This window comes from Desulfovibrio sp. (assembly GCF_014803725.1).
Lineage (GTDB): Bacteria > Desulfobacterota > Desulfovibrionia > Desulfovibrionales > Desulfovibrionaceae > Desulfovibrio.
On the sequence record NZ_JAAVBE010000023.1, the window covers coordinates 101,632 to 118,468 of the forward strand.

Genomic DNA, 16,837 nt, shown 5'->3' on the forward strand with positions numbered 1-16,837 from the left:
CCGAAAGGGGCGCCGGCGACGGGGGCGCGGCTTCTGCGACGGGTCAGGGGGCAAGCGGCGCGCAGTCTTCCGCCGCCAGGGGCACGTCAAGGGTGCGCTCGCCCTCGAGGTTGAGGGTGAGGCCGTTTTTCAGCTTCACCCGGCCTTCCATGCTGCGCGGGCCCGTAATGCGGCCGGTAAAGGAATGGCCGGAGGAATGCGTGAGGTCAAAGGCATTGGCGCGGATGTGGCCGTAGAGGTGGTACGGGTCCTCCTGGCCGTTGGCATGGCGCAGGATGAGCACGCCGCGCGCCTTGCCGTCCGCCCCGAAGCACATGCCCGCGCGGAAGGTGGCGCTGAGCACCTTGCCCGTCCAGAGTTCCGTCACTTCGCCGGGGCCGCTCGTGATTGTCTTCTGCGCCCCGGCCGCCCACAGGGGGCCGGCGCCGCAGAGGGCGCACAGCAGCGCCGCAGCAGAAAGGATGATCCCGCGCTTCATGCGTCGCCCTCCTCGCGTTCGCCGCGCCTCGTCCTGTGCAGGCGGTCGAACAGCTCCTCATGCGCCCCCACCATGGCGGCGAAGGAAAAATCCCGCTCCACGCGCGCCCGGCCCGCGCGCCCGAGGGCGTCGCCCAGGGGCGGGTCGCCGAGCAGGCGCAACAGCGATGCCGCGAAAGCCTCGGCATAGCCCGCCGGAGAGAGCAGCCCGGTGACGCCGTTGTCCACGAGGCCCGGGATGCCGCCCACGGCCGTGGAGCAGACCGGCAAGCCGCAGCTCATGGCCTCGAGGATGACATTGGGCTGCCCCTCGCGCACCGAGGCCAGGGCGAAGATGCGCGCCTCGGCGTAATGCTCGCGCACATCCGGGCTCCCTGGCACGAATTCCACGCGGTCCTCGAGGCCGAAGGTACGGGCCAGCATCCGAAGCTGCGCCTCCTGCGGGCCGTCGCCCACGAGGCGCAGGCGCGCCTCGGGCACCTCGCGCGCCACGATGGCGAAGGCGCGCAACAGGGTGAGGTGGCCCTTGTCCTGCGCGAGCCTGGCCACGCAGAGGATGAGCGGGGGCCGCTCCGAGGGGGGCACGGGCGCGGGGCGGAAGCGCTCGGTATCCACGCCGTTGGGGATATAGCTGATGCGGCCCGCGGGTTCGCCCAGCTTGCGCAGCCCTTCCACCAATGCGAGCGAATTGCAGACATGGTGGTCGCAGAGGCGCCAGAGAAAACGCTCGTGCTGGCGCCGGAGCGCGCCGCCGCCCCGGCAGGTGCCCACGATGGCCGGCAAGCCCAGCACCCGCCCCCAGATGGGCCCCCAGATATTGGGGAGCGCCGTACAGGGCACGAGGATGTCCGGCGAAAGGCGCTTGAGCGCCGGCCCGAGCCTGAGAAAAAAAAGGCTCGCCACGCCCCGGCCCGTGCCGAGATAGTGGAGGGGGATGTCCGCGCCGGCCGCCACGGCGTCGAGGTCCGTGGGGCCGGTGAGCGTGAGCATGGACGGCGCGAAACGCCCGCGGTCAAGGCGCTTCGCCAGCTCGAGGGTCTGGCGCTGGGTGCCCCCGTAGCAGAGGTCTTCCATGAGGAACAGGACGGAGCAGGGCTCGGGCATGCGTTCTCCTGCCGCCGGCGTGGCGACACGGCCTCACTGTACGCCATCCGGCCCGGCTTGCAAAGCGCCGGGGCATTGCCTTGGGGAGCCGCCCGGGCTACAGTCGGCCCATGCCTGACCAAGCCCCGCCCGCCGCCGGCACAGCCCGGCCGAAGCCGCCCCTGCGTGTGGTCATCAGCCTCGACGTGGAGGAGGAGGGCCTTTTCTGCGGCACCTACGCCGCCACGGGCTGCGGCGTGCGCAATGTGGAGCTGCTGCCGAAGCTCGCGCCCCTTTCGGACGAGCTGGGCTTTCCGCTCACGCTCTTCTGCGCGTATACCGTCTTCGCCTCGGCGCCCGCCCGCGCCGTGCTGGAAAAGATGCGCGACCGCCACGGCGCGGAGATAGGCGCCCATCTCCACCACTGGAGCACGCCGCCTTTTGACGGCGCGCCCCCGGAGGGGACGGCCCAGGAGGGGATGGCCGGGCCGCCCGCGCGAACCCATCTTCTCCCGCGCGAGCTCCTGGGCCAGAGGCTGCGCACCCTGCTCAACGCGGGGCGCGACTTCCAGGGCGCGCCGCTGACGAGCTTCCGCATGGGCCGCTGGGACCTCAAGGCGGAGCTTCGCCCCCTGCTTGCGGAAGAAGGCATCCTCGTGGACAGCTCGGTGTGCCCCTTGCGCGCCTTCGCGGGCGGGCCGGACCACTTTCTCGCGCCGGCCGACCCCTACTGGGTGGAAGGCGCGCCGGACAGGCCCCTCCTGGAGGCGCCCATCACGCAGGTGCCGCTCGTGCCGGGCATGGAACGCCTCTGGCACGGCCTTGCGGGGCGCCGGCGCGAAGTGCTCGACCGCTTCCACTTTTTCGGGGCGCTCAGCGCCAATCCCTTCTGGCACGGGGCAAGCGCCATGCGCCTCGCCACCTGGCTCCATGTGCGGCGCGGCGGCAAGGTGCTCGGGCTCTTCTGGCATTCGTCCGAGATGCTGCCCGGCGGCTCGCCCCATGTGCCGGACAAGGCCGCGGCCACGGCCGCGCTCGAAAAGATCTTCAGCTTCTGCCGCTGGCTGCGCCGCAACTTCGCCGTGGAGGGCGTCACCCTGACGGCCTTGCGCGCCCTCGCGCCCGAACTGCATTTTCCCGGGCGCGAGGCGCTGCCGGATTCCGGGAGGGGCGACTGGTGAGCCGCCTCGTCTTCGTGCTGCTGGACGGCCTCGCCACGACGGCCCGGCGCCACATGAGCTACATGGCCGCGCTCACCGAAAGCGGCGCCGCCCGGCACACGGAGCTCATGGCGGAGCTGCCGCCGCTCTCGCGGCCCTTGTACGCCACCCTGCTCACCGGCCTGACGCCCCTTGAGACCGGCATCATCCGCAACGCGGACGCCCGCCCCTCCCCCGTGCCCACCCTCTTTTCCCGCGCGCGGGAGGCGGGCCTCACCACGGCGGCCGCCGCCTACCACTGGATGAGCGAGCTCTGCAACCGCGCGCCCTTCGAGCCCGCCCGCGACCGCCTCTGCGACGATGCGCGCCTGCCCATCAGCCACGGCCTTTTTTACAGTGAGGACGCCTATCCCGACGCAGAGCTTTTCCGCGACGCCGAGGCCCTGCGCCTGAAATTTGCGCCCGACCTTTTGCTCGTGCACAGCATGGGCATCGACTTCGCGGGCCATGCCCACGGCGCGGGCTCGCGCGCCTACCGCGAGGCCGTGCGCGGCGCCGACAGCCTGCTCGCAGCCGCCCTCCCCCGCTGGCTCGCGTGGGGCGCCACCGTCATGGTCACGAGCGATCACGGCATGGACGCGGATGCGAGCCACGCCGACCCTTCGGATGCCGCGCGGCGCGTGCCCTTCTGGCTCGCGGGCGCGCCGGCGGATGTGCCGCTCCCGGGCCGGCAGACGGATATCGCGGGGCTCGCCGCGGGCCTGCTCGGCCTTGCGCCCGCCTGAAACAGTAGCTCAGGCATCGGCCTCGCCCACCGCATGCCAGTAAAGGGCAATATCCACATACTCCCCGCCAGGGCGGCGAAAACCGCCGGGGATGATGCCGAGCGGCGTGAAGCCCAGTTTTTCATAGAGATGCCGCGCCGGCGTGTTGTCCACGGCCACGGCGTTGAACTGGAGGATGCGGAAGCCGAGGCGCCCGGCCTCTGCAAGGCTCGCCCGCACAAGGGCACGCCCCACGCCCTGCCCGCAGGCAGAACCGGCCACGGCATAGCTCGCGTTGGCGATATGGCCGCAGCGGCCCACATTGTTGGGGTGCAGGATATAGAGGCCGAGCACGCGGCCCGCGCCGTCCACGGCCACGCCGCAGGCGCTTTGCGCGGCGAAGAATTCCGCCGCACCCTCCGGCGTCAGGCGCTCCTCCTGCGGGAAGGCCTGGCCCGCGTCCACCACCTCGTTCCAGATCTCCCGCATGGCGGCGAGGTCCCCCGGCGCAAAGGGCCGCACCCGCACCGCGGCGGTCTCCCGAGCTTTTGCCATGCTTCTCTCCTTTCCTTTTGCGCGGAACTGCGCTAGTCTGATTCCGTGCCCGTTCTTCCCCGCCGGCATGCGGCGCGAAGTCCCCGGAGGCTTGTATGGTTACGCCCATAGAGGTCGTCTGTCTACAGATGGCGAGCTCGGCCCGCGGCGACGAGGCGCACTATCACCTCGCCGACCCGCAGCGCGCAAAGCCGCGCCCGATGACCGAAATGGCCAATTTCCATATCGTGGATCGCACCATCTCCCTCGCGCAGATCGGCTTCGATTTTTACGACAATATCGTCACCTACCGCGTCTAAGCCGGCCGCCCCGGCGTGCCGCACCGTCCCCTTTCCCCATCCTCCCTTGATTTCGGCGTTTTCCGCAGGTACTGTGCCGGCGGGCGCCCTTCGCGCGCCCCCACACGGGAGGAGGCACGATGAAGATCCAGTTTCTCGGCGCGGCGCGCACGGTCACCGGCTCCTGCCACATGATCGAGGCCGCCGGCTCGCGCTTCTCAATCGATTGCGGCATGCACCAGGGCAACCGTACCATCGAGGCGCGCAACCGCAATCTCGCGCCCTACCGGCCCCGCGCTCTCGATTTCGTCATCCTCACGCACGCCCACATGGACCACGCTGGCCTTCTGCCCGCGCTCGCGGCCAACGGCTTCAAGGGCCCCATCTACTGCACCACGGCCACGGCCGACCTGCTCGGCGTCATGCTGGAAGACAGCGCGCACATCCAGGAGATGGAAGCCGAGCGCGAGGCCAAAAAATTCCGCCGGCGCGGCCTCAAGCACCCGCCCGCGCCGCTCTATACGGTGGAGGACGCGCGCAAGGCCGCGGCCCTGCTGCGCCCGGTGGACTACCACGCGCCTTTTGAACCCGCGCCGGGCGTGCGCGCCGTGCTGCACGACGCCGGGCACATTTTGGGCTCCGGCACCGTGCGCCTTGAGGTGGAGGAAGGCGGCGCCCTGACGAGCCTCATCTTCTCCGGCGACATCGGCCGGCCCGACGCGCTCATCGTGCGCGACCCGGAAACGCCCCCCGCCGCCGATTATGTGTTCATGGAATCCACCTACGGCGACCGCAACCATAAAAACGAGGGCGAGAGCGAGGCCGAGCTCGCGGCCGCCATCGCCTGGGCCCACGGCCATGGCGAAAAGGTCATCATCCCGGCCTTTGCCGTGGAGCGCTCGCAGGAGGTGCTGTACTGCCTGCTCAATGTCTGGCGTAGCGGGGGCTTGCCGGACGACATGCCCATCTTCCTCGACAGCCCGCTCGCCATCCGCGCCACAGAAATCTTCACCCGGCACGGCGAGCTCTTTGACGAGGCCGCCCGCGCGCTCTACCACGACGCGGACGCCGCGGCCTTCATGGCCCGCGTTCAGTATACCCTGAGCGCGCAGGAATCCATGCGCATCAACGCCCTCGACGGGCCGGCCATCGTCATTTCCGCAAGCGGCATGTGCAATGCCGGCCGCATCCGCCATCACCTGCGCCACAATCTCTGGCGCCCCGGGGCCAGCGTGGTCTTCGTGGGCTACCAGGCGCAGGGCACGCCGGGGCGCCGCCTCGTGGAAAAGGCCGCGAGCCTGCGCCTTTTCGGCGAGGAAGTAGCCTGCGCCGCACGCATCTTCACCATCAACGGCTTTTCCGGGCACGCGGGCCAGAGCCAGTTGCTCGACTGGCTCGCGCCGCTGGCCGGGGAGACTGCCCGCCGGCGCCCGCAGGTGGTGCTCGTCCACGGCGAGCCCAGGGCCCAGGCCGCGCTGGGCGCGCTCATCAAGGAGCGCTTCGATATCACGCCGCTTTCGCCGGACTATCTCGAGCAGCTGACCCTCCAGGACAGCCGCGTGGCCGGCGTGGAGCACCACGAGGAGGCGCGCCCGCCCGTGGACCTGACGGCCCTCACGAAAAATCTGGAGCGCAAGCTGGCCCTGCTCAGGGAAAAGGCGGCGGCCCCACGGGACGAACAGGCGGAGCTTTCCGAGGAGCTTTCCGAAGCGTTGGCCCGGCTGGATGGCGAGCTCACGCGCCTGCTCGGGCGGATGTAGCCATGCGCATCATTGCAGGAGCATTCGGGGGCCGCAGGCTGGCCACGCCCGCGGGCGAGGGCTGCCGCCCGGCCATGGGCCGCACGCGCGAGGCGCTGTTTTCCATGCTCGAGGCCCGCGGCGCGGACATGGCGGGCGCGCGCGTGCTCGACATTTTCGCCGGCAGCGGCAGTCTCGCCTTCGAGGCCCTGAGCCGGGGCGCGCCCGAGGCGGTACTTGTCGAAAACGCGCAGAACGCCCTGCGCGCCCTCGAGGCCAATGTGTCGGCCCTCGGCGTGGAGGGCCGAGCGCGCATCATCCGGGAGGACGCCCTGCGCTTTTTGCGCCGCCGGGCCGCACAGCCTTTTGACCTCGTGTTCCTCGACCCTCCCTACCGCAAGGGGCTCGCGCAGCAGGCGCTCACGGCGCTCGCCGGCAATGGCTGGCTCGCCCCGGGCGCCCTCGTCACGGCCGAAGTGGAGGAGGGCCTTGCGCTTGCGCCGATTCCGGGCCTCGAGCCGCTGGCGGAGCGGCGCTTCGGGCAGACCGTCATCCACATCTGGACAGCATCGGAGCCTTCCGCATGAAGACCGCGCTCTATCCCGGCACCTTCGACCCCCTGACCAACGGCCACCTGAGCCTCATCCGCCGGGGCCTCGAGGTCTTTGACCGCATCATCGTGGCCGTGGCCGAGACCACGCCCAAGAACCCGCTCTTCACGCTGGAGGCGCGCGTGGCCCTCGCGGCCGAAGCCGTGCGCCACCTGAAACGCGCGGAAGTCCTCCCCTTCACCGGCCTCACCGTGGATTGCGCGCTCGAGCTCGGCGTCTGCGCCATTTTGCGGGGCCTGCGTGCCGTGTCGGACTTCGAGTACGAGTTCCAGCTCGCGCTCATGAACCGGCGCCTCAGGCCGCATATCCAGACGGTCTTCATGATGACCGACTACCAGTGGCTCTACATCAGCTCCACCATCATCAAGTCCGCGGCGAGCCAGGGGGCGGACGTGAAGGGCCTCGTGCCGGAGAACGTGCGCCTCGCGCTCGCGGAGAAGTATCAGGAGGGCGCGGTGCGCCGCGGCACCCCCTGCCTCGGTGCACCCCACGGCGGCTTCGGGGCCGGAAGCCCGGTGGGCGCCTGAGCATGCCCACGGCCGCCCCGGCGGGCGCCGCGTGTCCGGTCATCTGCCTCGCCGGCCCCACCGGCGCGGGCAAGACGGCGCTCGCCCTCGCTCTCGCGCGGGAGCTCGACGGCGAGATCATCAATGCGGACTCGCGCCAGGTCTATGCCGATTTTCCGCTCATCACGGCCCAGCCCTCGCCGGAAGAACGCGCGCAGGCCCCGCACCACCTCTACGGCTTCCTCCCCGCGGAGCAGAAGATCAGCGCGGGCCGCTGGGCCGACATGGCCGCGGCGAAGGCGCGCGAAGTATGGGCGCGCGGGCGCGTGCCCCTGCTCGTGGGCGGCACGGGCCTCTATTTCCAGGCCCTGCTCAGGGGCATGGCGGCCATCCCGGCCATCGCGCCCGAGGTGACGCGGCGCCTCGCCGCCCGGCTCGCCGAAAGCGGGCCCGAAGCCCTGCACGCGGAACTTGCCCGGCGCGACCCGACCTATGCCGCCCGCATCCACCCACGCGACCGCCAGCGCATCCTCCGCGCCCTCGAGGTATTGGAAGGCACGGGCAAGCCTTTCAGCTGGTGGCACGGCCACGCCATGAGCGCGCCCCTGTGCGCTGGCCCGCTCTTTGTGCTCGACGCTTCGCTCGACTGGTTGGCCACGCGGCTTGGGCGCCGCCTCGACGGCATGCTGGAAGCAGGCGCCGTGGAGGAGGCCCGCGCCGCCCTCGCGCGCACGCCTGCCGCGGCGCAGGGCGCGCGCCCGCCCGGCTGGTCGGGCATCGGCTGCGCCGAATTGCTGGACCATCTCACGGGCCTGACGAGCCTTCCCGAGTGCCGGGCCCGCTGGCTCACCAATACCCGCGCCTACGCCAAGCGCCAGCTCACGTGGTTCCGCGCCCGGCCCGAGGCGGCCTTTCTGCCCTGCGAGGGCGCGGAAGGCGAGCTTCTTTCGGGCGCGCGGCGCTTCCTTGCGGGGAAAAAAGGCGCCTGAAGGGCCGCGGGCGCGCCTTTGGGAGCAAGCGCGCCGCTTTGCGCAGCCGCCTTGACGTAATCTTGCCAGTGGGCTACCGTTGACCTGATACGAAATTCCTTCCGGGGTGCGTCCGCGGCGCGGCGTCGCGGGCGGTGCATATCGTGGTCTCTGTTGCAAAAGGAAAAGCGCATGAGAAACGGCACAACTCTTTTTCTGCTGGCGGTCACGCTCCTGGCGTTCGCGGCATGTCCCCCGGCTCCCGGAGCGGCGCCTGCCGCCCTGGAGCCCACGGACAGCGGCGCGCCCTCGGCCATCGTCATCTTCCCCGTGGGCGCCAAGGCCAATCCCAAGGCCGCGGCCATGCAGCCCGTGACCTTCAACCATGTGGTCCATGAAAAATGGATGGAGCGCACCGGGAAAGACTGCATCGTCTGCCACCACACGGGTGACGCCGTGGCCTGTACCACCTGCCACACGCAGGAGGGCAAGCTCGAGGGCGCCCACATCACCCTGTATGACGCCATGCACGCCACCAAGATCGCGCCCCGCACGGACACCAAGCCCGCAAGCTGCGTGAGCTGCCATTCGCAGCAGATCACCCAGCGCGACTGCGCCGGCTGCCACACCACGCTTGTCAGGAATGCGCGCAACGAGGCCTGGTGCACGGTCTGTCACACGGTCACCAAGTCCATGACGGCCGAGGACATGCAGCAGGGCATCGCCGGCACCCTCTCCGAGCGCCGCAACGAGCAGCTCGCCACCGAGACCGAGCTTTCGCGCAAGATGGTCACCTACTGGAAGGCCACCAAGGCCCCGCAGAAGGTGGTCATCGACTCGCTCGCGGGCAAGTACGAGCCCTGCGTGTTCAACCACAAGCACCACGTCATCTCGCTCATGGAGCGCATTCAGGAGAACAAGCTCGCCTCGGCCTTCCACACCGAGCCGGCCACCCTCTGCGTGACATGCCACCACAACAGCCCCGCTTCGGCCACGCCGCCCAAGTGCGCGAGCTGCCACAGCCCGACCATCGACCCCGCCACCCCCCAGCGTCCGGCGCTCATGGCGGCTTTCCACCTCCAGTGCATGAGCTGCCACAAGGACATGAAGGTGGCGCGGCCGCGCAATACCGACTGCACAACCTGCCACAAGCTCCGCGCCCCTGAGCGCGCCGCCAACCAGGCCAACTAGGGGGAACCATGAACCGCAGAAAATTCCTCACCATTCTCGGCAGCGCCGGCGTGGTCTCGGCGCTGGGTTCGGCAAAGGTCGCCGAGGCCTCCCCGGCGAGCTTCCCCTATTATCCCGACAGCTGGGGCGTGCTCCACGACACCACGCGCTGTATCGGCTGCCGCCGCTGCGAGGCCGCGTGCCAAAAGGTGAACCACCTGCCCGAGCCCAAAGTGCCCTTCACCGACCTTTCGGTGACGGAAAAGAAGCGCCACACCACGGCCTATGAATGGACCGTGGTCAACAAGTACGAAGTCAACGGCAAGCCATACTTCCGCAAGCTCCAGTGCTTCCACTGCAATGACCCGGCCTGCGCCTCGGCCTGCTTCGCCCGCTGCTTCAACAAGCTGCCCGACGGCGCCGTGGTCTATGACGGCTCGCAGTGCGTGGGCTGCCGTTACTGCATGGTGGCCTGTCCCTTCTATGTGCCCGGCTTCCAGTACGACCTCGCGTGGGACCCGCTGGTGCAGAAATGCACCTTCTGCGAGCCGAGGCTCAAGGAAGGCAAGCTCCCCGGCTGCGTGGAAGCCTGCCCTGTGGACGCCATCACCTTTGGCCGCAGAAGCGACCTCATCAAGATCGCCCGCGCGCGCATGGCCGAGAACCCGGGCCGCTATGTGGACTACCTCTACGGCGAGTACGACGCGGGCGGCACGGCGTGGATGGTGCTGGCACCCGCCGCGGGGGGCGCGCCTGTGCCCGTGGACGACCCGCAGGGCGCGGGCACCGAGTTCAAGCAGCTCGGGCTCGACACGCACCTCGGCTCCCAGCCCATGGGCCAACTCACCTACGGGGCGCTCGGCGCCGTGCCCATGATCGTGGCCTTCTGGCCCGTGCTCTTCGGCGGGGCCTGGGCCATGACCAAGCGCCGCGAGGCCATGGCCAAACTTGAGCAGGAAAAGATCATCAAGGATGCCAAGGACGACCTCGCCGCCGCCGTGGACGCCGCCGTGCGCAAGATCGGCGAGACCGAGGGCGAAGGCGCGGCCGAGCGCGCGCGCCAGGCCATGACCGAGGCGCTCAAGGCCCGCGAGGCCCAGAACTCCGGCGACGGGCATGGGGAGGAGAAGTAGATGGACACCCACGGCATCATCATTCCCACCAAGGACAAGCTCTTCAATCTCGAGCCCCTGCTCTCCAGAACGCCGGGCAACATCCTCACCTGGATCATCCTGGCTGTGGGCTTCGTCATCACGGTCATCCGCTTCACCGTGGGCATCGGCTCGGTGACCAACCTGACCGAAGCCCAGCCCTGGGGCCTGTGGATCGGCTTTGACCTGCTCTGCGGCGTGTGCCTCGCGGCCGGCGGCTACTTCACCACCGTGGCCTGCTACGTCATGGGCATGAAGCACTTCCACTCCGCGGTGCGCCCGGCCGTGACCACGGCCTTTCTGGGCTACGCCTTCGTGGTCGTGGCCCTGCTCTATGACCTGGGCCATCCGCTCAGGCTGCCCTACATGTTCTTCTTCCCCGGCACCACCTCGGTGCTCTTTGAAGTGGGCCTGTGCGTGGCGACCTACCTCACGGTGCTCTTCATCGAGTTCTCCGTGGCGCCCATGGAATGGCTCGCGCAGAAGTTCCCGTGGCTCTTGACCTGCCGCAAGATCGTCATCCGCGTGACCATCCTTCTGACCATCTTCGGCGTGACCCTTTCCACCCTGCACCAGTCCTCGCTGGGCTCGCTCTACCTCATCGCGCCCGGCAAGCTCCATCCGCTGTGGTATTCGCCCTTCATGCCCATGTTCTTCTTCGTGAGCTCCATGGCCGCGGGCGCCAGCATGGTCATCTTCGAGGGCCTTTTCGCGCACAAGGGCGTGCACCAGTACATGGACGCCACCCACCTGCGCGAGGCCGACGGCGTGGTGCTGAGCTTCGCACGCGCGGCATCGTTCATCCTCTTCGCGTACTTCATGCTCAAGTTCATCGACATGCTCGTCCAGGCCAATCTGCCGTGGCTCGGCACGGGCTGGGGCGCGTGGTGGATGGTGGAGATGTTCGGCTTCGTGCTTCTGCCGGCCCTGCTCTACGCCAAGGGCGCGCGCGACGGCAATGTGGGCCTGTGCCGCCTGACCTCGGTGCTCGCCGTGGCCGGCATCGTGCTCAACCGCTTCAATGTCTCCATGATCGCCTTCAACTGGCAACTCCCCTCGGCGGAGCGCTATTTCCCGAGCATCTGGGAAATCTGCATCTCCATCTTCGTGGTGACCATGATCGTCACCGCCTACCGCTTCATCGTCTACAACATGCCCGTGCTCTACGAACACCCCGACTTCAAGGGCGAAGAGCACTAGGCCCGGGACAAGGAGAAGCCCATGGAATTCCCCACTTTTTACAGCTACTTCCTGTACACCAAGAACTGGGCGTACATCATGATGTTCGTGGTGCTTCCGCTCTATGTTCTGTACTGGAATTATATCCTCTACCCCGACAAGAAGAAGGGCAAGAACGGCCGGCATTGAAACCTGAAGGGCGGGGCTTCGGCCCCGCCCTTTTTCATCCGGGACGCGCGCCCGCATGCCCCTGCGCGGACGTGCGCGGCCCTCACTTCGCTGCCTCCCCTTGTGCAGGGCGCGACGCATGCTTATTCTCCCCTGACAGATGAACTCCGAGGAGGTTTTTCCATGTGCCTTGCCATCCCCGCCCAGATCGTCGCGCTTGAGCCATCCGACATGGCCCGCGTGCGCGTGGGCGAAAGCTCCACCTTTCTCTCCGCCTCCACCATGCTGTTGCCCGAGCCGCCCAAGGTGGGCGATTATGTCATCGTCCACGCGGGCTTTGCGCTCCATTCCCTCACGCCCGAAGAGGCGGAATCCAGCCTCGCCGCCCTGCGCGAGCTGGCCGAGGCCGTGGAAGGACAACCGGCCAATTTCTAACCGCCCCGCCTGACATCACGGGGGGAGCCATGATAGACCCTGCCACCTGGATGCCCGCCGCCGTGGAAGCGCTCCAACAGTCCTTCGGCCCAAGGCTGCGCTTCGTGGGGCTTCAGGGCAGCTATCGCCGCGGCGAGGCCTCGGAAACAAGCGACATCGACCTCTGCGTCATCCTTGACCAGCTGGAGGGGGCGGATCTGGTGACGCTGCGGGCCGTGCTGGGCGCCCTGCCGGAAGGTGAAAAGGCCGCGGGTTTTGTGGCGGGCGCGCGCGAGCTTGCGGCGTGGCCGGCCTTCGAGCTTTTCGCCTTCGCGCAGGATATGGACGCCTGGTACAGCGAGCTTGCGCCGCTCCTACCGCCCATCACAAAGGCCGACATCCTCTTGGGCGTTCGCACGGCGGTAGCCGCGCTCTACCACGAAGCCGCGCAAACGCTGATGACAGCCAATGCTCTCGACGGCGAAGCGGCCGCAAACGCCCTGCACAGCCTGCGCAAGTCCTTTTTGCGGGCATTGCAGGGCGTCCTGTATTTAAAGAATGGAGAGTTTCCGCGCGAGCGGGCAGAAGCCCTGCGCCGGGCGCATGCGGAAGAGGCGGAACTGCTTCGCATGGACGGCGCCGCGCTCCCCCTCAGGGACATGGCCGCGGCCTGCCTCGCCTGGAGCGGCGGCCGGCTTCTGGAACTGCCCGGGCAATGTTAAAGAGTGGAACTATTCAAGGCAGCGGAGAGAATTTCCTTCATTCCGTCTGGAGCGAAGCGGAAGACGGGTGCTGGTGCCGGAAGAATCCTAAAAAATAAGATTTTTTGCTGCGTGCAAGGAAGATAAAAATTTCCGAAGGGAGTGTACTTAAGTACTCGACCGAGGAAATTTTTCTCTGACGCAGCACGCAGCAAAAAGGCTGTTTTTGACGGATAATTTCGGCATTACTCAACCGCACAGCTACAATACCAACTCACCAAGCACAAGACGTTGCAGACGCGCCGCTCTATCACCGGCGCAAGGACGCGGGCAGGGCGAAATACGCCCGCGCGGCCAAGTCGAAGCAGCTCCCGGGCAAATAGGTCGCAGCCCAGAACAGGCGGTACTTGGGCGAGCTTGCGCGCCATGGCCGGACGACCTCCCGGGCCTCGGCGTTGCGCCCCTCCCGCCACAGGGCCACGCCCTTCTGGAAGGCCGCGCGCCGCGTCAGCAGGGCCACAAGCTCCGCGTGCTGCGCATCATAGCCGGGATAGAGCCGCCGGTGCTTTTCGAGGATGCGCAGGGTCTCGTCCGCGAACTGGCCGAACTTGCGGAAGGTGGTGTTGCCGCCGTGCACCCGCCAGACCGTGAGGGGTTCGTCGATATAGTCCAGCTCCCAGTCGTGCGCGATGCGGTAAAAGAGGTCGGCCTCCTCACAGACGTTCAGGCTCTCGTCGAACCAGCGGCCGGCGCAGCCGGCCCCCTCCTCCCCCGCCGCGCCGCAGGCCACGCTTTCCAGCGCCTCGCGGCGCAGCATGGCCGAGGACATGGAGATCCACTGCCTGGCCATGAGCTCCGCAAACACCATGCCGCGCCCGGGCGCGCTTTGCGCGAACACGCGCGAGAGCACGCGCCGGCCGTCCGCGATCTCCGTATCCGTACACACGAGGCCCACGCGCGCATTGGCCTCGAAGAGCGCCACCTGCTTTTGGAGCTTTTCGGGGCGCCAAAGATCATCGCAGTCGAGAAAGGCCACATAGCGGCCGGCCGCCTCGGCGAGCGCCAGGTTGCGGGCCGCGCCCAGCGGCACGGTCTTGGCCCCGTAAAAATAGCGCAATTGCGGCCCATAGGCCTTGGCGATGGCCGCGCTCTCATCCGTGGAACCATTGTCCCAGAAGATGATCTCGAAATCCTGAAAGGTCTGGCACCGCACGCTTTCCAGCGCCCCGGGCAGGTCGCGCGCGCAATTCAGGCAATTCATGATGACGGAAACGGCGGGCGTCATGCTTCCCCCGGTGGCGCTCACGAGCGGAACACCCAGAGCTTACAGATGAAGTACACGGCCACGGGCACGGCCGCGATGGCGATCCACATGGCCACGGGATAACTCAGGCCCGCGCGCATGAACAGCCAGATAAGGGCGGAATTGAGCGCCAGGCCCAAAGCCTGCGTGGCCGCGAAGCGCGGCAGCATGATGCGGTGGCTGCCCCGTGCCTGGAATGTCCACAGGGACTGGCCGAAATAGGAGACCACAAATCCGGCCGTATAGGCCAGGGCGTTGCCCCAGAGCACGGGGAGCCCGAGCAGGTTCACGAAGATGAGGCCGCAGAAATAATACACCAGCGAGGACGTCCCGCCCACGATGCAGAAGCGCATCCAGCGCCGCGCCAGCAGATGCTCCACGAAGGCGCGCAGGTCGGCAAAGGTGGGCGAACGGAGCGGGGGCAGGTCCATGGCGGCTTCCGATCCGGGCGGCTCAGAGGGTTTTTTCCACGATGTAGCGCGGCCTGTGCCGCACCTCGGTGAAGATCTTGGCGATGTATTCACCCATGACGGCGAGGCAGAACAACTGCACCGAGCCGAGCAAAAGGGTCACGATGATGAGCGATGTCCAGCCCTGCACAGTCTCGCCCATGGCGTATTTCCAGAGCGTCACGGCGCAAAGCAGGAGCGCGGCCAGCATGCAGGCGAGGCTCATGAGCCCTGCCACACGCAGGGGGGCGGCGCTGCACGAGGTGATGCCCCGCCAGGCGAAGGACAGCATCTTGCGCAGCGGATACTTGCTCTCCCCTGCCTCCCGAGCCTTGCGCGCATAGCGCACCGTGGCGGCCTTGAAGCCCATGGTGGGGAAGAGCCCGCGCAAAAAGAGCGACTGTTCGCCATAGCCCTCAAGCGCCGTGAGCACCGGGCGCGCCACCAGGCGGTAATCCGCGTGGTCGGGGATGATGGACACGTTGAGCTTGCGCATCAGGGCGTAAAAAACGTGGGCCGTTTCGCGCTTGAAGGGCGTGTCCGTGCTGCGGCTTGCGCGCACGCCGTAGACGATGTCGCAGCCTTCGGCATAGCGGGCCAGCATCTCCGGGATGACGGAAATATCGTCCTGCAGGTCGGCGTCAAGACTGATGATGCAGTCCGCGCCCCAGTCCCGCGCGGTCGCCATGCCGGCCCACACGGCGTTCTGGTGGCCGGCATTGCCCGCGAACTTGACGCCCCGGCAGGCCGGCTCTACCGCGTGGCGGCGCTCGATGAGCGCCCAGGTGGCGTCGCGGCTGCCGTCGTCCACATAGAGGACATAGCTCTCCGGCTGCACGAGCCCGCGGGCCTTGCAATCCGCGAGGAGCGCCGAGAGCGCGTCCATGGTGCGCGGCAGGGTCTCCTCCTCATTGTAGCAGGGCACGATGAGGGCGAGCAGCGGCGCGGGCCGGGGAGCAGATTGGGGGAGGGTCGCCGGATTTTGCGCGTTCATGCGTTCGCCAGCGCGCGGGTGAGCGCCGCGCAGACGCTTTCCACATCTTCCGCGGAAAGGCCCGGATGCAGGGGCAGCGTCACGAGCTCGGCATAGAGTTCTTCTGTGGCCGGCAGATGCTCGCGGCCGCCGCCGAAGAGCGTGAGCAGGTGGTTTGGCTTGTAGTGGACGCCGGTGGGGATGCCCTCGGCCTGGAGCGCGGCCACAACCGCGTCCTTGCGGCCGTCGAGGATGCGCACGGGCATGATGTGGGGCACGATGAAGTCCCGCGGGTCAGTGCGCAGCAGCGCCACGCCGGCAAGGCCCGAAAGGCGCTCCGCATAGAGCTTTGCGAGCTCGCGCCGGGCCGGGATGAATTCGCTCTCCAGCCGGGCGAGCTGGGTGCGCCCGATGGCCGCCATGATGTTGCTCATGTGGTAGCGCCAGCCGGGCAGCTTCACGTCCGGGTCCCACGAGCGGGCGCCGGAAAAGCGCTTTGCCGTATCGCCCTCCACCGAGAGCAGGCGCGCGTCCGCGGCGATGCGGGCCGATTGCTCGTCAAAGGCCACGAGGCAGCCCCCCTCGCCGCAGGTGATGTTCTTAATGCCGTCAAAGCTGAAGCAGACAAGATCCCCGAAGGAGCCGATCTTGCGGCCGTGGTGGCGGCAGCCGAAGGCGTGGGCCGCGTCCTCCACCACGCGCAGGCCGTGGCGGCGCGCGAAGTCATAGGTCTCGTCCAGGTGCCAGGGATTGCTCGCATAATCCACGGGCATGACGGCGATGGTGCGCGGGGTCACGCGGCGCTCGGCGTCGGCCACGTCGAGGGTGCCGGTCTCGAGGAGCACGTCGCAGGCCACGGGCACGCAGCCGGCCGCGAGCACGGCCTGGAACGACGCCACGAAGGTCAGCGACGGCACGAGCACCTCGGGCGCGTCCGGCGGCGCGCCAGCGCCCTGCAACGCGGCAAAAACAGCGAGATGCAGGGCGGCCGTACCCGAATTGACGCTCACCACCTGCCAGGGCGCAACGCCCAGATACGCGGCGACCTCTTCCTCAAAGCGCCGCGTTTCCGCGCCCATGCCGAGGTAGCCGTCCTCCTCGATGATGCGGGCCACGGCGCGGGCCTCGGCCTCGCCCACGATGGAGCGTGAAAGGCGCATCGTCATGCGTTCCCCCTCATGGCGGGAT

At 68.2% G+C, this 16,837-nt stretch carries 20 protein-coding genes; 13 read left to right on the top strand and 7 right to left on the bottom strand.

Features of this window, described 5'->3' with window-relative positions; all coding sequences use genetic code 11:
- Nucleotides 1-43: 43 nt before the first annotated feature.
- Together HDR50_RS08825 and HDR50_RS08830 are read right to left on the bottom strand one after the other, a co-directional pair.
- Nucleotides 44-478 (bottom strand): hypothetical protein, encoded by a 435-nt coding sequence (locus HDR50_RS08825; RefSeq protein WP_291357761.1) that lies wholly within the window; start codon nt 476-478, stop codon nt 44-46.
- Nucleotides 475-1,581: a glycosyltransferase family 4 protein gene (locus tag HDR50_RS08830; protein ID WP_291357762.1), complete on the bottom strand. Its 1,107-nt coding sequence runs from the start codon at nt 1,579-1,581 to the stop codon at nt 475-477. Before HDR50_RS08830 ends, HDR50_RS08825 begins: the two co-directional genes overlap by 4 nt.
- A gap of 110 nt (nt 1,582-1,691) precedes the next feature.
- Here HDR50_RS08830 and HDR50_RS08835 point away from each other — a divergent pair, with 110 nt between their 5' ends.
- A complete protein-coding gene (locus HDR50_RS08835) occupies nt 1,692-2,741 on the top strand; it encodes a hypothetical protein (protein ID WP_291357763.1) in 1,050 nt (349 codons plus the stop codon).
- Nucleotides 2,738-3,505 (top strand): alkaline phosphatase family protein, encoded by a 768-nt coding sequence (locus HDR50_RS08840; protein ID WP_291357764.1) that lies wholly within the window; start codon nt 2,738-2,740, stop codon nt 3,503-3,505. Before HDR50_RS08835 ends, HDR50_RS08840 begins: the two co-directional genes overlap by 4 nt.
- A gap of 9 nt (nt 3,506-3,514) precedes the next feature.
- On the opposite strand, the gene HDR50_RS08845 is transcribed toward HDR50_RS08840, so the two are convergent.
- Nucleotides 3,515-4,039 carry a GNAT family N-acetyltransferase gene (locus tag HDR50_RS08845; protein WP_291357765.1) on the bottom strand — a complete coding sequence of 175 codons (525 nt, stop codon included), beginning with the start codon at nt 4,037-4,039 and terminating at the stop codon, nt 3,515-3,517.
- Nucleotides 4,040-4,134: 95 nt separating this feature from the next.
- Here HDR50_RS08845 and HDR50_RS08850 point away from each other — a divergent pair, with 95 nt between their 5' ends.
- The 11 genes from HDR50_RS08850 (at nt 4,135) to HDR50_RS08900 (ending at nt 12,945) form a co-directional block, all read left to right on the top strand.
- On the top strand, nt 4,135-4,338 hold the full coding sequence (locus HDR50_RS08850) for a hypothetical protein (protein WP_291357766.1): 204 nt from the start codon (nt 4,135-4,137) through the stop codon (nt 4,336-4,338).
- A gap of 119 nt (nt 4,339-4,457) precedes the next feature.
- A complete protein-coding gene (locus HDR50_RS08855) occupies nt 4,458-6,077 on the top strand; it encodes an MBL fold metallo-hydrolase (RefSeq protein ID WP_291357767.1) in 1,620 nt (539 codons plus the stop codon).
- A gap of 2 nt (nt 6,078-6,079) precedes the next feature.
- Nucleotides 6,080-6,643, top strand: coding sequence for a 16S rRNA (guanine(966)-N(2))-methyltransferase RsmD (gene rsmD, locus HDR50_RS08860; protein WP_291357768.1), 564 nt, complete (start codon nt 6,080-6,082; stop codon nt 6,641-6,643).
- Nucleotides 6,625-7,194: a pantetheine-phosphate adenylyltransferase gene (coaD, locus tag HDR50_RS08865; protein ID WP_291357797.1), complete on the top strand. Its 570-nt coding sequence runs from the start codon at nt 6,625-6,627 to the stop codon at nt 7,192-7,194. The genes rsmD and coaD overlap by 19 nt, the downstream gene beginning before the upstream one ends.
- Before the next feature lie 2 nt (nt 7,195-7,196).
- Nucleotides 7,197-8,162: a tRNA (adenosine(37)-N6)-dimethylallyltransferase MiaA gene (gene miaA / locus HDR50_RS08870; RefSeq protein ID WP_291357769.1), complete on the top strand. Its 966-nt coding sequence runs from the start codon at nt 7,197-7,199 to the stop codon at nt 8,160-8,162.
- A 171-nt stretch (nt 8,163-8,333) separates the two neighbouring features.
- Nucleotides 8,334-9,332, top strand: coding sequence for a cytochrome c3 family protein (locus HDR50_RS08875; RefSeq protein ID WP_291357770.1), 999 nt, complete (start codon nt 8,334-8,336; stop codon nt 9,330-9,332).
- A gap of 8 nt (nt 9,333-9,340) precedes the next feature.
- Nucleotides 9,341-10,444: a sulfate respiration complex iron-sulfur protein HmcB gene (hmcB, locus tag HDR50_RS08880; protein ID WP_291357771.1), complete on the top strand. Its 1,104-nt coding sequence runs from the start codon at nt 9,341-9,343 to the stop codon at nt 10,442-10,444.
- Nucleotides 10,445-11,662: a sulfate respiration complex protein HmcC gene (gene hmcC / locus HDR50_RS08885; RefSeq protein WP_291357772.1), complete on the top strand. Its 1,218-nt coding sequence runs from the start codon at nt 10,445-10,447 to the stop codon at nt 11,660-11,662.
- A gap of 21 nt (nt 11,663-11,683) precedes the next feature.
- Nucleotides 11,684-11,830 carry a hypothetical protein gene (locus HDR50_RS08890; protein ID WP_165079307.1) on the top strand — a complete coding sequence of 49 codons (147 nt, stop codon included), beginning with the start codon at nt 11,684-11,686 and terminating at the stop codon, nt 11,828-11,830.
- 162 nt (nt 11,831-11,992) lie between these two features.
- Nucleotides 11,993-12,244 carry a HypC/HybG/HupF family hydrogenase formation chaperone gene (locus HDR50_RS08895; protein ID WP_165079306.1) on the top strand — a complete coding sequence of 84 codons (252 nt, stop codon included), beginning with the start codon at nt 11,993-11,995 and terminating at the stop codon, nt 12,242-12,244.
- A gap of 29 nt (nt 12,245-12,273) precedes the next feature.
- Nucleotides 12,274-12,945, top strand: a complete 672-nt coding sequence (locus HDR50_RS08900; protein ID WP_291357773.1) for a nucleotidyltransferase domain-containing protein — start codon at nt 12,274-12,276, stop codon at nt 12,943-12,945.
- A 289-nt stretch (nt 12,946-13,234) separates the two neighbouring features.
- On the opposite strand, the gene HDR50_RS08905 is transcribed toward HDR50_RS08900, so the two are convergent.
- The 4 genes from HDR50_RS08905 to HDR50_RS08920 are packed head-to-tail and all read right to left on the bottom strand — an operon-like array spanning nt 13,235 to nt 16,815.
- Complete coding sequence (locus HDR50_RS08905) at nt 13,235-14,209, bottom strand: glycosyltransferase (protein ID WP_291357774.1); 975 nt, start codon at nt 14,207-14,209, stop codon at nt 13,235-13,237.
- A 17-nt stretch (nt 14,210-14,226) separates the two neighbouring features.
- On the bottom strand, nt 14,227-14,658 hold the full coding sequence (locus tag HDR50_RS08910) for a GtrA family protein (protein WP_291357775.1): 432 nt from the start codon (nt 14,656-14,658) through the stop codon (nt 14,227-14,229).
- 22 nt (nt 14,659-14,680) lie between these two features.
- A complete protein-coding gene (locus HDR50_RS08915; protein ID WP_291357776.1) occupies nt 14,681-15,670 on the bottom strand; it encodes a glycosyltransferase family 2 protein in 990 nt (329 codons plus the stop codon).
- Nucleotides 15,667-16,815 (bottom strand): DegT/DnrJ/EryC1/StrS family aminotransferase, encoded by a 1,149-nt coding sequence (locus tag HDR50_RS08920; RefSeq protein WP_291357777.1) that lies wholly within the window; start codon nt 16,813-16,815, stop codon nt 15,667-15,669. Before HDR50_RS08920 ends, HDR50_RS08915 begins: the two co-directional genes overlap by 4 nt.
- Nucleotides 16,816-16,837 lie beyond the last annotated feature (22 nt).

Excerpts from the sequence above, each read along its gene's own strand:
- HDR50_RS08830 (WP_291357762.1), bottom strand. The coding sequence starts at position 1,581 with ATGCCCGAGCCCTGCTCCGTCCTGTTCCTCATGGAAGACCTCTGCTAC.
- HDR50_RS08920 (WP_291357777.1), bottom strand. The coding sequence starts at position 16,815 with ATGACGATGCGCCTTTCACGCTCCATCGTGGGCGAGGCCGAGGCCCGC.
- hmcB (WP_291357771.1), top strand. The coding sequence starts at position 9,341 with ATGAACCGCAGAAAATTCCTCACCATTCTCGGCAGCGCCGGCGTGGTC.
- HDR50_RS08900 (WP_291357773.1), top strand. The coding sequence starts at position 12,274 with ATGATAGACCCTGCCACCTGGATGCCCGCCGCCGTGGAAGCGCTCCAA.
- rsmD (WP_291357768.1), top strand. The coding sequence starts at position 6,080 with ATGCGCATCATTGCAGGAGCATTCGGGGGCCGCAGGCTGGCCACGCCC.
- HDR50_RS08915 (WP_291357776.1), bottom strand. The coding sequence starts at position 15,670 with ATGAACGCGCAAAATCCGGCGACCCTCCCCCAATCTGCTCCCCGGCCC.
- HDR50_RS08845 (WP_291357765.1), bottom strand. The coding sequence starts at position 4,039 with ATGGCAAAAGCTCGGGAGACCGCCGCGGTGCGGGTGCGGCCCTTTGCG.
- HDR50_RS08875 (WP_291357770.1), top strand. The coding sequence starts at position 8,334 with ATGAGAAACGGCACAACTCTTTTTCTGCTGGCGGTCACGCTCCTGGCG.
- HDR50_RS08905 (WP_291357774.1), bottom strand. The coding sequence starts at position 14,209 with ATGACGCCCGCCGTTTCCGTCATCATGAATTGCCTGAATTGCGCGCGC.
- HDR50_RS08890 (WP_165079307.1), top strand. The coding sequence starts at position 11,684 with ATGGAATTCCCCACTTTTTACAGCTACTTCCTGTACACCAAGAACTGG.
- HDR50_RS08895 (WP_165079306.1), top strand. The coding sequence starts at position 11,993 with ATGTGCCTTGCCATCCCCGCCCAGATCGTCGCGCTTGAGCCATCCGAC.
- HDR50_RS08850 (WP_291357766.1), top strand. The coding sequence starts at position 4,135 with ATGGTTACGCCCATAGAGGTCGTCTGTCTACAGATGGCGAGCTCGGCC.
- HDR50_RS08855 (WP_291357767.1), top strand. The coding sequence starts at position 4,458 with ATGAAGATCCAGTTTCTCGGCGCGGCGCGCACGGTCACCGGCTCCTGC.
- hmcC (WP_291357772.1), top strand. The coding sequence starts at position 10,445 with ATGGACACCCACGGCATCATCATTCCCACCAAGGACAAGCTCTTCAAT.
- HDR50_RS08825 (WP_291357761.1), bottom strand. The coding sequence starts at position 478 with ATGAAGCGCGGGATCATCCTTTCTGCTGCGGCGCTGCTGTGCGCCCTC.
- miaA (WP_291357769.1), top strand. The coding sequence starts at position 7,197 with ATGCCCACGGCCGCCCCGGCGGGCGCCGCGTGTCCGGTCATCTGCCTC.
- HDR50_RS08835 (WP_291357763.1), top strand. The coding sequence starts at position 1,692 with ATGCCTGACCAAGCCCCGCCCGCCGCCGGCACAGCCCGGCCGAAGCCG.
- HDR50_RS08910 (WP_291357775.1), bottom strand. The coding sequence starts at position 14,658 with ATGGACCTGCCCCCGCTCCGTTCGCCCACCTTTGCCGACCTGCGCGCC.